We start from the raw sequence: 12,721 nt of genomic DNA on the forward strand, positions 1-12,721 counted from the left end.
GTATATTAAATATAACTTTAAAGGTGTGACCATGTTTTGTGTGCAATGTGAACAAACCATCCGTACTCCGGCAGGAAACGGCTGCTCTTACGCGCAGGGTATGTGCGGTAAAACGGCTGAAACCTCCGATTTGCAGGATCTGCTGATTGCTTCCCTACAAGGTCTGTCTGCATGGGCTGTTAAAGCACGTGAATACGGCATCATCGACCATGAGGTTGATAACTTTGCGCCGCGTGCGTTCTTCTCCACGCTGACCAACGTAAACTTCGACTCCCCGCGTATTGTTGGCTATGCCCGTGAAGCTATCGCCATGCGCGACGCCCTGAAAGCGCAATGCCTGAACATCGACGCTAATGCGGCGGTCGCCAACCCGATGGCCGATCTGCAACTGGTCAGCGACGATCTGGGCGACCTGCAACGTCAGGCCGCTGAATTTACCCCGAACAAAGACAAAGCAACCATCGGCGAGAACATTCTCGGCCTGCGTCTGCTGTGTCTGTACGGCCTGAAAGGTGCGGCAGCTTACATGGAGCACGCGCACGTTCTTGGTCAGTACGACAACGATATCTATGCTCAGTACCACAAAATCATGGCGTGGCTGGGTACCTGGCCTTCCGATATGAACGCTCTGCTGGAGTGTTCAATGGAAATCGGCCAGATGAACTTCAAAGTGATGAGCATTCTGGATGCCGGTGAAACCACCAAATACGGTCACCCGACCCCGACTCAGGTCAACGTAAAAGCAACCGAAGGTAAGTGCATCCTGATCTCCGGTCACGACCTGAAAGATCTGTACAACCTGCTGGAGCAGACCGAAGGTACCGGTGTTAACGTCTATACTCACGGTGAAATGCTGCCGGCACACGGCTACCCGGAACTGCGTAAGTTCAAGCACCTGATCGGTAACTACGGCAGCGGCTGGCAAAACCAGCAGGTTGAATTCGCTCGCTTCCCTGGCCCAATCGTGATGACCTCTAACTGCATCATCGACCCGACCGTTGGCGCGTACGACGACCGTATCTGGACCCGTAGCATCGTCGGTTGGCCGGGTGTGAGCCACCTCGAAGGCGACAACTTCGGTCCGGTTATCGCTCAGGCACAGCAGATGGCTGGCTTCCCGTACAGTGAAATTCCGCACCTGATCACCGTAGGTTTCGGTCGTCAGACCCTGCTGGGCGCTGCTGATACCCTGATCGACCTGGTGAGCCGCGAAAAACTGCGTCACATCTTCCTGGTTGGCGGTTGTGACGGCGCACGTGGTGAACGTAACTACTTCACCGACTTCGCCACCAGCGTGCCGGATGACTGCCTGATCCTGACCCTTGCTTGCGGTAAATACCGTTTCAACAAACTGGAGTTCGGCGATATCGAAGGTCTGCCGCGTCTGGTGGATGCCGGTCAGTGTAACGATGCTTACTCTGCCATCATCCTGGCGGTAACCCTGGCTGAGAAACTGGGCTGTGGCGTGAACGATCTGCCGCTGTCTCTGGTGCTCTCCTGGTTCGAACAGAAAGCGATTGTTATTCTGCTGACCCTGCTGTCTCTGGGCGTGAAAAACATCGTCACTGGCCCGACTGCGCCTGGTTTCTTCACACCGGATCTGCTGGCAGTTCTCAACGAGAAATTTGGTCTGCGTTCCGTGACCACCGTTGAAGAAGACATGAAGCAACTGCTGAGCGCGTAAGGAGTAAAGAATGACAATGCCAACTCATCAGTGCCCATGGCGGATGCAGGTTCACCACATCCATCAGGAAACGCCGGATGTATGGACAATTTCGTTGCTGTGCCACGATTATTATCCTTACCGCGCCGGGCAGTATGCACTGGTCAGCGTACGTAATTCAGCGGATACGCTGCGTGCTTACACCATTTCTTCAACGCCGGGCGTTAGCGAGTACATTACGTTGACCATCCGCCGGATTGACGATGGCGCAGGTTCACAGTGGCTAACCCGTGACGTGAAGCGCGGCGACTATATCTGGCTGTCTGATGCAATGGGTGAATTCACCTGTGAAGATAAAGCGGAAGACAAGTTCCTGATGCTGGCCGCAGGCTGTGGCGTTACGCCAATCATGTCAATGCGTCGCTGGTTGGCAAAGTACCGCCCGCAAGCGGATGTACAGGTAATCTTTAACGTTCGCTCGCCGCAAGATGTCATTTTTGCCGACGAGTGGCGTGAATATCCGGTGACATTAGTCGCTGAAAACAATGCCACCGAAGGTTTTGTTTCCGGCCGACTGACTACCGAACGGCTGCAAAGCGTACCGGATCTGGCCTCGCGTACCGTGATGACCTGTGGCCCGGCACCGTATATGGATCTGGTCGAGAAAGAAGTCAAAGCGCTGGGCGTGACGCGCTTCTTTAAAGAGCAGTTCTTCACACCTGTTGCCGAAGCCGCCACCAGTGGTCTGAAGTTTACCAAGCTACAGCCGGCGAAAGAGTTTTACGCGCCGGTGGGCAGTACGCTGCTGGAAGCGCTGGAAAGCAACAAAGTTCCGGTTGTCGCCGCATGCCGTGCAGGCGTTTGCGGCTGCTGCAAAACCAAAGTGGTTGACGGTAACTATACGGTCAGCAGCACCATGACACTAACCGACGCAGAAATCGCTGAAGGTTATGTGCTGGCCTGTTCCTGTCATCCGCAGGGTGATTTAGTGCTGGCGTAATTGGCCGGTATCTGATGTGCAAAAGGCTGCCTGGCTGTACCGGGTGGCCTTTTTTATGCTCTCAGGCGCTGCAAAATTCTGATGTTTTCACTCTCCCCGGCAAAATACCCTCTTCCCCCGCAAATTATCGGCCACACTTATCCTGCGCAGATTAAGCATAATTCCCGACTACCACGTCGAACTTTCTACAAGGATCCCCATGAAAAAAGTGGCCATTGTCGGCATCGGTCCCACCGGGATTTATACGTTTCATGCTCTGGTTGAGCGCGGTGAACCGCTGGAAATAGAGCTTTATGAGCAAGCTGAAGAGGCGGGCGTTGGCATGCCTTATAACAGCGATAACAACGCAGACCACATGCTGGCAAATATAGCCAGCATTGAGATCCCGCCGATCTATATCAGCTATCTGACGTGGCTACAAAATCAAAACCATGACTATCTGGCCCAGTTTCAGATTGAACGCACCTCTTTGCATGAGCGGCAATTTTTGCCCCGCGTGATCCTCGGCGACTATTATCGCGATCGTTTCTTAGCCATTGTCGATAAAGCGCAAAAAGCCGGTTTCACGATTCGCGTACATGAATCGAGCGAAGTCACCGACCTGCGAGCAGACCCGAATGGGGTTTCTTTATGGATCAACCACGCGTCACAGCCCGTTGAGGTGGATTTCGCCGCTATCGCCACCGGTCATCTGTGGCCCGAAACGGATGATCAGGCACGCAAGTTTTTCCCCAGCCCGTGGACCGGTCTGATGGACGTCCAGATTAGCGCTTGCCGGGTAGGGATTCTGGGCACCTCGCTAAGCGCTATCGATGCCGCGATGGCTGTGGCCAGTCAGCATGGTACCTTCACTACCAATACCGACCATTCACTACAATTCACACCTAAATCCGACATTGGAAATCTGAAGCTGACCCTGATGTCGCGCAGTGGGGTACTGCCTGAAGCGGATTTTTACTGCCCCCTTCCGTATGAATCGCTGAATATCGCGACGCCAGAAGCAATTGAAGATGCCATTGCCCACGGCCAAAACGGATTACTGGACCGCATCTTTCAGCTTATTGCGCAACAACTGCAAAATGCGGCGCCAGGCTGGTGCCAACAGGTAGCGCTTGCGACGCTTAACGCCGACACGTTCCCCGAAGTCTATTTTACCGACAGGCTCAAACACGATCCTTTTGACTGGGCAAGGCGTAATCTGGTGGAGGTGGAACGCAACAAGCAGGAACAGCATACCGTCGTCTGGCGCTATACCTTGCTGCGCCTGCACGAGGTTATCGAGGAGATAGTCCCTCACCTTGATACCTGCGACGAAAAACGTTTCAGGCGCGGACTGGCGCGGGTATTTATTGATAACTATGCGGCAATCCCGTCTGAGTCTGTCCGCCGACTGCTGGCGCTGCACGACGCCGGGCTGATTGAGATCCTCGCACTCGGCGCGGATTATAAGCGTACGAATGAACAGGAAATGACGGTAATTTACCACCATGGTCGACGCAGCGAATTTGATGTGTTTATTGACGCCCGAGGACAACGGGCATTGCAGAGCAAAGATATCCCGTTCCCGACGCTACGCGATCAGCTGCTGGCCTGTGGCGATGAGATCCCGGATATTGGCGAAGATTACACCCTGCAAGCCCCAGAGAATGCCCGCAATCGCATCGCTTTTGGCGGGCTACCGTGGTTAATGCACGATCGTCCGTTTATTCAGGGACTGGTGGTCAGCGCAGAAATCGGCGCCGCGATGGCAAAGGCATTGACGCAACAAGCGCAGAGACGTCGGCACAAACTATGGAACAGTGACGACATGGATTAGCAGTCAGATTGAATGACGAGGCGGAGAAATGCTACGCGTTCCCGCCTCTGTAGTGACTATCGGATGGCAAACTATCGCCAGGCTGAATTTCCGGCAACGGAGAATCGGCCCGCCCCCAAAAACGCCACGGCCAGCGCGCCGATGAAGAAATACACCAGACTTTCAATCGCCCATGCGCCCGTTTTATCCAGTGACCAGGTTTCGCCCATCCCGACCATCAGCCATGCCACAACCATCGTAAACGCCAGCCCCAACGCCGCAGGACGCGTCAGGATGCCAAGAATAATCAGGCACGGTGCCACAACCTCTCCCAGCAGAACGCCGTACGCAATAAAGCCTGGGAAACCTTTCGCTATTAGCATGCCGCTGATGCCATCAATACCAGAAAACAGTTTATGCAGCCCATGAAACAGCATCAGTCCACCGACGGCAAGGCGTAACAAAAACTTGCCAAAATCTTCGTGCGTCAGTACTCGGTTAACTGAATTTAATAGTTTTATAACCATTTGAATTTATTCCTTGTTTCACCATGTCCAATAACAAACTACGCTTAATACAGGTTAAATGAAACCTGCCGGAAATAAGGGGGAAATGAGAAGCATAACTATTATCTTCATCTAAACTTGTAACCGGTATCACATTAGAGGAGAAGGAAAACCATGAAACAAACGGTTGCCGCTTTTATTGCTAAAACACTCGAACAGGCTGGCGTAAAACGCATTTGGGGTGTAACGGGTGACTCGCTAAATGGTCTGAGTGACAGTCTGAATCGTATGGGAACAATTGACTGGATGCCAACCCGTCATGAAGAGGTTGCAGCCTTCGCCGCGGGCGCTGAAGCGCAGTTGACAGGCGAACTGGCCGTCTGTGCAGGCTCGTGCGGGCCAGGCAACCTGCACCTGATCAACGGGTTGTTTGATTGTCACCGTAACCACGTTCCGGTCCTGGCAATCGCCGCGCATATTCCCTCCAGTGAAATAGGCAGCGGTTATTTTCAGGAGACCCACCCGCAAGAGTTGTTCCGCGAATGTAGCCACTATTGCGAGCTGGTTTCCAGCCCAGAACAGATCCCACAGGTGCTGGCAATTGCCATGCGTAAGGCGGTGCTCAACCGTGGCGTCTCCGTGGTGGTTTTACCCGGTGACGTGGCGCTAAAACCTGCGCCAGAAAGCGCCACCACGCACTGGTATCATGCGCCGCTCCCGATGGTGACTCCACAAGAAGAAGAGCTGAGAAAACTGGCGCAACTGCTGCGCTACTCCAGCAATATCGCCCTGATGTGCGGCAGCGGCTGCGCCGGTGCACATAAAGAACTCGTTGAGTTTGCGGCTAAAATCAAAGCGCCGATTGTTCACGCCCTGCGTGGTAAAGAGCATGTTGAGTACGATAACCCTTATGACGTGGGTATGACCGGGCTGATTGGCTTTTCATCCGGTTTCCATACCATGATGAATGCCGACACGCTGATCCTACTCGGTACCCAGTTCCCCTATCGCCCGTTCTACCCCACCGACGCCAAAATTATTCAGATTGATATCAATCCGGCGAGTATTGGCGCGCATAGTAAAGTTGATATGGCGCTGGTAGGCGATATTAAATCCACTCTCCGTACCCTACTGCCTCTGGTGGAAGAGAAAACCGAGCGGCAGTTCCTGGACAAAGCGCTGGAGCACTATCGCGAGGCGCGCAAAGGGCTGGATGATTTAGCCAACCCCAGCGATAAAGCCATTCACCCGCAATATCTGGCACAACAGATCAGCCACTTTGCCGCTGACGATGCCATCTTTACCTGCGACGTTGGCACGCCAACGGTGTGGGCAGCACGCTATCTGAAAATGAACGGCAAACGTCGCCTGCTCGGATCGTTTAACCACGGGTCGATGGCGAATGCCATGCCGCAGGCACTCGGCGCACAAGCGACCGACCCAGGACGCCAGGTTGTGGCAATGTGCGGTGACGGCGGCTTTAGCATGCTGATGGGCGACTTTTTGTCGGTTGTACAGATGAAGCTGCCGGTGAAGATTATTGTCTTCAACAACAGCGTGCTGGGATTTGTCGCAATGGAGATGAAAGCGGGCGGTTATCTGACCGACGGCACCGAACTGCACGACACCAACTTCGCGCGGATTGCCGAAGCCTGCGGCATTACAGGCATTCGCGTGGAAAAATCCTCAGAGGTTGATGAAGCGCTGCAAAGGGCGATGTCGATTGACGGCCCGGTGCTGGTCGATGTGGTCGTCGCAAAAGAAGAGCTGGCGATCCCGCCGCAGATCAAACTCGAACAAGCCAAAGGTTTTAGCCTGTATATGCTACGCGCAATCATCAGCGGGCGCGGTGATGAAGTGATCGAACTGGCGAAAACGAACTGGCTCAGGTAAAACATCCTTATTAAATCACACACAAAATCATTCATGATGCATCAAGGCGGCTAGCCCGAAAATCCCCAGTCACATAGGTATACTATGTGACTGGGGTTTAAGGGTGCGACCAACGCCGAGGCAGCTTGAAGGATGAAGTGTAATAAGGAGACACCATGATTGATTTACGCAGTGATACCGTTACCCGCCCGAGTCGCGCCATGCTGGAAGAGATGATGGCAGCCCCGGTCGGGGATGACGTGTATGGAGACGACCCTACCGTTAACGCCCTCCAGCAATACGCCGCAGAGCTTTCTGGTAAAGAAGCCGCTATTTTCCTACCCACCGGCACTCAGGCAAACCTGGTGGCGCTGCTCAGCCATTGTCAGCGTGGCGAAGAGTACATTGCCGGTCAGGGCGCGCATAACTATCTCTACGAAGCAGGTGGCGCAGCGGTGCTCGGTAGCATTCAACCGCAGCCTATCGATGCCGCACCGGATGGCTCCCTGCCTCTGGACAAAGTAGCCGCGAAAATCAAAGCGGACGATATCCACTTTGCCCGCACCCGTCTGCTCAGCCTGGAAAATACCCACAACGGCAAAGTGCTGCCGCGCGAGTATCTGAAAGACGCCTGGGAATTCACCCGTGAGCGTAATCTTGCCCTGCACGTAGACGGCGCGCGTATTTTTAACGCCATCGTCGCCTATGGCTGTGAACTTAAAGATGTCACGCAATATTGCGACTCGTTCACCATTTGCCTCTCCAAAGGTCTGGGAACACCGGTAGGTTCGCTGCTGGTCGGCAGCCACGAGTACATCAAGCGCGCCATTCGCTGGCGTAAAATGACCGGTGGCGGAATGCGCCAGGCCGGTATTCTGGCAGCGGCCGGGCTGTATGCGCTGAAAAATAACGTGGCACGGTTACAGGAAGATCACGACAACGCCGCCTGGATGGCGGAGCAGCTGCGCGAAGCAGGGGCGGACGTCATGCGCCATGACACCAACATGCTGTTTGTTCGCGTTGGTGAAGAGCACGCTGCCGCGCTGGGCGAGTATATGAAAGCGCAAGGCGTGCTGATTAACGCCTCCCCGATTGTGCGCCTGGTGATGCACCTGGACGTATCACGTGAACAACTTGCTGAAGTCGTCGCCCACTGGCGCGCTTTTTTAACCCAATAAGGAGATGGGCGTGCCGCAACGGATTTTGGTTCTTGGCGCCAGTGGCTACATTGGTCAGCATTTGGTACAGGCGCTCAGTCAGCAAGGGCATCAGGTGCTGGCTGCGGCACGTCGCATTGAACGGCTGGAAAAGCAGCAACTGGCCAATGTCAGTTGCCACAAGGTCGATTTGAATTGGCCAGATAATCTCACCCCGCTGCTGACAGGTGTTGATACGGTTTATTATCTGGTTCATGGTATGGGCGAAGGCGGTGACTTTATCGCCCACGAGCGACAGGTGGCGATGAACGTGCGCGATGCGCTGCGTAATACGCCAGTTAAACAGCTTATTTTCCTGAGCTCGTTGCAGGCTCCCCGGCATGAACAATCCGATCATCTGCGTGCGCGACAGATAACCGCTGACACTTTGCGCGAGTCAGACGTACCGGTGACCGAATTGCGTGCAGGTATTATCGTAGGGGCAGGTTCCGCCGCCTTTGAAGTAATGCGCGATATGGTTTACAACCTGCCAGTTCTCACCCCTCCACGCTGGGTGCGCTCGCGTACCACACCTATCGCGCTGGAGAATTTAATGTACTACCTGGTGGCATTGTTGGAAAATCCCACACAACATCACCGCGTCCTCGAAGCCGCCGGGCCGCAGGTGTTGAGCTATCAGGAACAGTTCGAGCATTTTATGGCGGTCAGCGGCAAACATCGCCTGCTCATCCCCATCCCCTTTCCTACCCGCTGGATTTCGGTCTGGTTTTTGAACGTCATTACGTCAGTGCCGCCGACCACGGCCAAAGCGCTGATCCAGGGCTTAAAACACGACCTGCTGGCCGATGATACCGAATTACGTGCGCTGATCCCGCAAAAGCTGATTGCCTTTGATGACGCGGTGCGTAGCACGTTGAAGGAAGAAGAGAAACTGGTCAACTCCAGCGACTGGGGTTACGACGCACAGGCGTTTGCCCGCTGGCGTCCGGAATATGGCTATTTCGCCAAACAAGCTGGCTTTAGCGTTGATACCTCCGCCAGCAAAAAGGCTCTGTGGCAGGTTGTGAATCGACTCGGCGGCAAAGAAGGCTATTTCTTTGGCAATATTCTATGGAAGACGCGCGCGGCGTTGGACCTGCTGGTCGGCCATAAGCTGGCAAAAGGTCGTCCCGAACACCCACTATTGCAAGTTGGCGACACCGTTGATAGCTGGAAAGTCATCATCGTTGAGCCGGAGAAACAGCTGACGCTGCTGTTTGGGATGAAAGCGCCAGGACTGGGTCGTCTGAGCTTCACACTGGAAGATAAAGGTGACCACCGACGCATTGATGTACGCGCATGGTGGCATCCGCACGGTATGCCTGGCCTCTTCTACTGGCTGTTGATGATCCCCGCCCACCTGTTCATTTTCAGGGGGATGGCGAAGCGTATAGCCAAACTTGCAGAACAAATCACAGACTAATGATAAAAAGAGCCTGTATTCTTTCATGTTTCCCATTGCATACAGGCGTATTTCACGGAAGAATGCGCACGACGTTTTTTAAACACAGTGGATTGATATGAAGGTACTGGTTACCGGAGCCACCAGCGGCTTGGGCCGAAACGCGGTTGAGTTTTTATGCAGCAAAGGCGTCAGCGTCAGAGCCACCGGTCGCAACGAAGCGATGGGCAAGCTGCTGGAGAAAATGGGCGCAGAATTTGTGCATGCGGATTTGACCGAGCTGGTCTCTTCGCAGGCAAAAGTGATGCTTGCCGGCATTGACACACTGTGGCACTGCTCCAGTTTCACCTCTCCATGGGGAACTCAGGAAGCTTTTGATCTGGCCAACGTTCGTGCTACCCGCCGTCTGGGCGAGTGGGCTGTAGCCTGGGGCGTACGTAACTTTATTCATATCTCCTCTCCGTCGCTGTATTTTGATTATCACCATCATCGCGATATCAAAGAAGACTTCCGTCCCCATCGCTTCGCCAATGAATTCGCCCGCAGCAAAGCGGCTGGTGAAGAGGTGATTGCGCTGCTCGCCCAGGCCAACCCGCAGACTCGCTTTACTGTCTTGCGCCCGCAAAGCTTGTTCGGACCTCACGATAAAGTCTTTATTCCCCGCCTGGCCCATATGATGTACCACTACGGCAGTATCCTGTTGCCGCACGGCGGGAGTGCGCTGGTGGATATGACCTATTACGAGAACGCGGTTCACGCGATGTGGCTGGCGAGTCAGGAAGCCTGCGATAAGCTGCCGTCGGGTCGCGCGTACAACATCACCAACGGTGAACATCGCCCCCTGCGCAGTATTGTGCAGAAGCTTATCGACGAACTGAATATTGATTGCCGTATCCGCTCCGTGCCCTACCCAATGCTGGACATGATTGCCCGCAGCATGGAGCGTTTAGGCAATAAATCGGCGAAAGAGCCAAAGCTTACGCATTACGGCGTTTCGAAGCTGAATTTTGACTTTACGCTGGATACCAGCCGCGCCCAGGAAGAGTTAGGTTATCAGCCCGTTGTGACGCTGGATGAAGGGATTGAGCGTACCGCGGCCTGGCTGCGTGACCACGGTAAGCTGCCGCGTTAACCCTGCCCGTATTTCTCCAGTAACGCTTCGGCAATCGCCTGCGTTTCCGCGTCCGCCACGCCGTTCCACAACGTCGGGCGGAAGTGCATCTGGAATGCCATAATTACCCGCTGCTGTTCACGCGGCGTCATCTCAGGTTTCACCTCATAGCCATAGCGTGACAGCAGATCGAGCAATGACGCGGTTTCTACCGGCGTATGGGGCGCTCGTCCGGCGAGATAAAATGCCACACGCTGGGCTTCCGGCCATGCGCCAATTCCCTGAGCGGCCAGAGCTTGCCACGGAAACAGCGGGCCGGGATCGTCCTTACGCTGCGGCGCAATGTCTGCATGAGCCACCACGTTTTGCGGTTTTATGTCGTAGCGGGCGATAATATCTTTCGCCAATGGGATTAACGCCTGAATCTGCGCAGGCTCAAACGGCGCAAAATACTTGCTGCCCGCTGATTTTTGCCAGCCGCGGTTTTCCAGCTCAATGCCAATTGAGGTATCGTTAATACGCGTAGCGCCGCGCCAGAAGCTAATCCCCGCATGCCAGGCCAGATCTTTTTCCGGCACCAGTTGCCAGATACGCGGTTTACCGTGGTAAAGCGGCGGCACTGCTGGGATCAAATAGTGCGAACTGACGTTTTTATCGGTCAGCGTAGCCAGAGAAGAGTCAAAATCATCGGCCGTGTAATGGATAACCAGCACTTTAATGCGCGGATAAGCAGCCTGCGCCTGACGTCGGGTATCTAACTGATACCCGTCTTTGTCGACAATCCCTTTTTCTCCAGCACATCCCGCCAGCAACAGCGTAAATACTAACAGACACAACAGACGCTTCATCGGCGAGTTTTCACCGCAGTACCGCTGACGCTCACCATCAGCATGCTACCGTCTTTGCCCACGGTTTCGTAATCGATATCGATACCGACTACCGCATCAGCACCGAGCGCTTTCGCCTGTTCACCGAGCTCCTGGAAAGCAATTTCACGCGCTTTACGCAGCTCTTTTTCATACGCGCCGGAGCGACCGCCAACAATATCGCGAATACCGGCGAAGAAATCGCGAAAGATGTTCGCGCCTAAAATGGCTTCGCCGGTAACAACACCGCAGTATTCCACGATGCTCTGCCCTTCCAGCGTAGGGGTTGTCGAAAACTGCATCATTAATCTCCTTTTTGCGCTAAGAGCACGATCTCAAAAGCATTATCGAACCAATACACTATGACACTCAAAGAGAAACCCGCCAAATAAAACTGCTATCCTTGTTGATGTGTAGCGGTTTCAGGTGGTGCGTTTTTATTTTTATTTGACTGGCATGCCGCCAGAAATAAAAAAGCCCCCTGATGTGTGGGGGCCTGAAATTATTATTTTCTGAAATCTAATGGCGCCTGGCCGGACTGAATGTACATTGCTACGTTATCAAATGTAATCATTTTTGATTTACAAAAAATACATTTTGCCCCGAATGGATTTCCTTCAGTAACATCAAAGGTTGATGTTCTGTATTGGGAACCATGGCAACATGGACAGCGAAAGTGAATATGATTAGTAATAATAGTTACCTCAAAGCGCCACAACATTAATTGCGGATGGACCTTTAGGCCCCTGCTCCACACCAAATTCGACTTTCTGGTTTTCATTCAGCGTCTTGAAATCATTACTTTGAATCGCTGAAAAATGGACAAAGACATCTTTGCTGCCATCTGCAGGCGTAATAAAGCCAAAACCTTTTTCAGGATTGAACCATTTAACTAAACCAGTCATTTTAGTAGACATATATTTATTCCTTAATTTGAGCCTTTCGGCAAGCTTGGTTTTTATGACAGAAACTTCGTAGTGCTTAATGAAGAGACTCAAAGAGGGGATAAACGGATTACACCTGAAAATGAGAACTGCTTGAGTAAACTACTTTGTATATCGTCTGTTATTCAAACCGACCGGATCATTAACGCACGGGCACCGAGATTAAGCAACTCTTATTTTAGCCATCCGGAGTCCCTTATAGCCAACAACACGGCACGAGTTTTGTTTAACCAGGCGTAAAGCGCGGCAAATGGAACATGCAAATGCTCAGATGGTCTATACAGTATAAGAAGCATGAATGGCCGCCAACGCCCCATTGCAGGTTGATATACTAAAGCTGAAGCTGGCAACGAGCGCCACCAACAT

General features: G+C 53.3%; 12 protein-coding genes. 7 read left to right on the forward strand and 5 right to left on the reverse strand.

The features are described 5' to 3' along the window. Positions 1-31: 31 nt before the first annotated feature. The 3 genes from hcp to BZK41_RS06440 all read left to right on the forward strand — a co-directional run bounded on the left by hcp (position 32) and on the right by BZK41_RS06440 (position 4,479). Positions 32-1,684, forward strand: a complete 1,653-nt coding sequence (hcp, locus tag BZK41_RS06430; protein ID WP_079937585.1) for a hydroxylamine reductase — start codon at positions 32-34, stop codon at positions 1,682-1,684. Between the two features lie 10 nt (positions 1,685-1,694). After that, positions 1,695-2,663, forward strand: a complete 969-nt coding sequence (hcr, locus tag BZK41_RS06435; protein WP_079937586.1) for an NADH oxidoreductase — start codon at positions 1,695-1,697, stop codon at positions 2,661-2,663. A gap of 199 nt (positions 2,664-2,862) precedes the next feature. Then, a complete protein-coding gene (locus BZK41_RS06440; RefSeq protein WP_079937587.1) occupies positions 2,863-4,479 on the forward strand; it encodes an FAD-NAD(P)-binding protein in 1,617 nt (538 codons plus the stop codon). Between the two features lie 71 nt (positions 4,480-4,550). On the opposite strand, the gene BZK41_RS06445 is transcribed toward BZK41_RS06440, so the two are convergent. After that, the gene (locus tag BZK41_RS06445; RefSeq protein WP_079937588.1) at positions 4,551-4,985 is read right to left on the reverse strand and encodes a DoxX family protein; all 435 of its coding nucleotides are present in this window, start codon (positions 4,983-4,985) and stop codon (positions 4,551-4,553) included. A 153-nt stretch (positions 4,986-5,138) separates the two neighbouring features. On the opposite strand from BZK41_RS06445, the gene poxB reads away from it, so the two are divergent. The 4 genes from poxB to BZK41_RS06465 all read left to right on the forward strand — a co-directional run bounded on the left by poxB (position 5,139) and on the right by BZK41_RS06465 (position 10,566). Beyond that, positions 5,139-6,857 (forward strand): ubiquinone-dependent pyruvate dehydrogenase, encoded by a 1,719-nt coding sequence (gene poxB / locus BZK41_RS06450; protein ID WP_079937589.1) that lies wholly within the window; start codon positions 5,139-5,141, stop codon positions 6,855-6,857. Between the two features lie 155 nt (positions 6,858-7,012). Next, entirely contained in the window at positions 7,013-8,014 is a 1,002-nt protein-coding gene (ltaE, locus tag BZK41_RS06455; RefSeq protein ID WP_079937590.1) for a low-specificity L-threonine aldolase, read from the forward strand. 10 nt (positions 8,015-8,024) lie between these two features. Beyond that, a complete protein-coding gene (locus tag BZK41_RS06460) occupies positions 8,025-9,455 on the forward strand; it encodes an SDR family oxidoreductase (protein WP_079937720.1) in 1,431 nt (476 codons plus the stop codon). Positions 9,456-9,552: 97 nt separating this feature from the next. Then, positions 9,553-10,566, forward strand: coding sequence for an NAD(P)-dependent oxidoreductase (locus BZK41_RS06465; RefSeq protein ID WP_079937591.1), 1,014 nt, complete (start codon positions 9,553-9,555; stop codon positions 10,564-10,566). Here the strand turns inward: BZK41_RS06465 and BZK41_RS06470 are convergent. From BZK41_RS06470 to BZK41_RS06485, 4 genes are all read right to left on the reverse strand, one after another. Then, complete coding sequence (locus BZK41_RS06470; protein WP_079937592.1) at positions 10,563-11,393, reverse strand: N-acetylmuramoyl-L-alanine amidase; 831 nt, start codon at positions 11,391-11,393, stop codon at positions 10,563-10,565. The two genes, BZK41_RS06465 and BZK41_RS06470, sit on opposite strands and share 4 nt — an antisense overlap. Then, positions 11,390-11,713 (reverse strand): heavy metal-binding domain-containing protein, encoded by a 324-nt coding sequence (locus BZK41_RS06475; RefSeq protein ID WP_001160725.1) that lies wholly within the window; start codon positions 11,711-11,713, stop codon positions 11,390-11,392. Before BZK41_RS06475 ends, BZK41_RS06470 begins: the two co-directional genes overlap by 4 nt. 203 nt (positions 11,714-11,916) lie before the next feature. Next, complete coding sequence (locus BZK41_RS06480; RefSeq protein WP_071692589.1) at positions 11,917-12,105, reverse strand: cold-shock protein; 189 nt, start codon at positions 12,103-12,105, stop codon at positions 11,917-11,919. 10 nt (positions 12,106-12,115) lie between these two features. Then, positions 12,116-12,328, reverse strand: coding sequence for a cold-shock protein (locus tag BZK41_RS06485; protein ID WP_079937593.1), 213 nt, complete (start codon positions 12,326-12,328; stop codon positions 12,116-12,118). Positions 12,329-12,721 lie beyond the last annotated feature (393 nt).

Source organism: Citrobacter sp. A316, assembly GCF_002042945.1.
GTDB classification, from domain to species: domain Bacteria; phylum Pseudomonadota; class Gammaproteobacteria; order Enterobacterales; family Enterobacteriaceae; genus Citrobacter; species Citrobacter portucalensis.